This is a genomic window from Streptomyces sp. NPDC044061 (assembly GCF_056434305.1).
In genome coordinates this window covers 1-1868 of record NZ_JBWKFL010000163.1, presented here as the reverse complement: position 1 = coordinate 1868, position 1868 = coordinate 1, and the positions used below count along the sequence as shown (strand labels likewise).

General features: G+C 68.3%; 2 protein-coding genes. Both read left to right on the top strand.

The window, feature by feature from the left end; translation table 11 throughout:
* The coding region (locus tag AC07CM_RS50820) for a hypothetical protein (protein ID WP_478883345.1) at nucleotides 1-261 on the top strand (261 nt) is incomplete at its 5' end.
* A 524-nt stretch (nucleotides 262-785) separates the two neighbouring features.
* Nucleotides 786-1169 (top strand): hypothetical protein, encoded by a 384-nt coding sequence (locus AC07CM_RS50815; RefSeq protein WP_478883344.1) that lies wholly within the window; start codon nucleotides 786-788, stop codon nucleotides 1167-1169.
* Nucleotides 1170-1868 lie beyond the last annotated feature (699 nt).

Here is a 1868-nt window from a genome sequence, read left to right as displayed (position 1 = left end):
CAGGGTGGCGGCAGCGGCAACACTCAGGGCGGGACGCAGGGTGGCGGGAACGGGAACACTCAGGGCGGGACGCAGGGTGGCGGGAGCGGGAACACTCAGGGCGGGACGCAGGGTGGCGGCAGCGGCAACACTCAGGGCGGGACGCAGGGTGGCGGCAGCGGCAACACTCAGGGCGGGACGCAGGGTGGCGGCAGCGGCAACACTCAGGGCGGGACGCAGGGTGGCGGCAGCGGCAACACCCAGGGTGGCACCCAGGGCTGACAGTTGATGGGCCGGCACCTCGCGGAGGCAACCTCCGCGAGGTGCCGGTTTGGTTTGAGCACCGCTGCCGCGCACCACTCCAGCCCCCAGGCGCCCTGCCCTGTGCCCGATCCGGCAGGCAGACGACGCCCCCACCCCTCCAGGGCGGTACAGCCCCGCCTGGGCGAGGGGGCTACGAGTGCTCTCACAGCAGGGTAGGGTTCCGTCCCACTTCAGTGGGCGGCTATGACGCAGACGGGCGCGGCGCCGCGGCGACGCACAGGCACCATGTGGTTGCTCTGGCTGGAGCGACGATGGCGGCGGCTGTGGTGTGGGCGTGGCCCTTTGATTGGTTTCGCACCCCCGCGGCCTTTGCGCGAGGTGCTGCACAGCTTTGCCCTCAAGGTGCCCGCGGGCGCCCATGACATCGCATACAAGGACTTCGGTGCCTACCCAGGGGTGACCGAGCGTCGATTCGCTTCACCGTCACTCGGCAGCTGCTGTCACGGTTAATCGCAACGCTGCGGACCGGGACGAACGATCCAGTGAAGCTCCAAGAGAGCGGGACCCGCTATTTCGATACCAGCGACGCGGAAGAAGCCGGCTGGCACATGGGCCACGTGAACAAGTACTCGAGCGCCGTGGGGTTCGCAGGCAAGCAGGGTAGCTACTACGGGGGCCAGATCTCGATACCCGTCGATGAACGCAAAGGCTCCTCGCACCTCGTGGTCTGTCTCTCGGCGCTCAAGTCCCGAAGTGTTGTTAAGCGCCCGCACCCGAACGGTGACAGCTGGTCCCACGCCATCGCCGCGGTGATCGGCCTGTCTGCTGTCATCGCCGCCTCCGACACGGCGATGAGCGCGATCAAGCGGGCCGGCGCGGTTTACCTGGGCTACCTGGGACTGCAGACACCGAGGCTCCCTCAGTAAGCCGCCCCGTCAGAGCGCCGCCCCGCCACCTCACCCGACGGAGCGAGTTTCCAGCAGGGGCACATGAGAGCACGTCTTTCCCCCCGGAGCGTCCGTGCGGGCACGCCCCTTGTGCTGTCTGCCGTCTTCGTCGCCCTGCGCCTGACCGGATGCGCCCTGACTGCCCACGGACTCCTCGTCACCTGAGAGGAGGACGCCCGGGGGACAGGCCGGTGTCCCAGAGCCGCCGAGGTACAGGGTGACATGGGGGCGGTTCATCTCGAGACGATGCGCACCCGGTTCTCGACGCCCGAGGGCGGCGGTCAGCGTGATCCACGAACTCGCCCAGGATGGCTGCCGCAATGCGGTGGCGGTGGAGAATCACCGCATCTCCACTCACGGCGTGCTGCGGAATCCGCAAGTGCTCCGGACGCTCCCCGTCATCGCCGTATGACTGGTGCTGAAACCCGAAGAGATCTCGGAAGTGCACACGACAGGCAACCTTCCTCGTCACCGACATGGGGCCCGTCGTGACCGGGCTGCTCGGCATCGGAGACGCCATCACCCACACACCAACCCCAGCAGTGGTTCGAGAGCAAGTCGCCGTGCACGCCAAACCGGCACCGCATGGAGGTTGTATCCGCGAGGTGCCGGCCCATCAACTATCAGCCCTGGGTGCCGCCCTGGGTGTTGCCGCTGCCGCCTCCCCGGGTGCCGCCC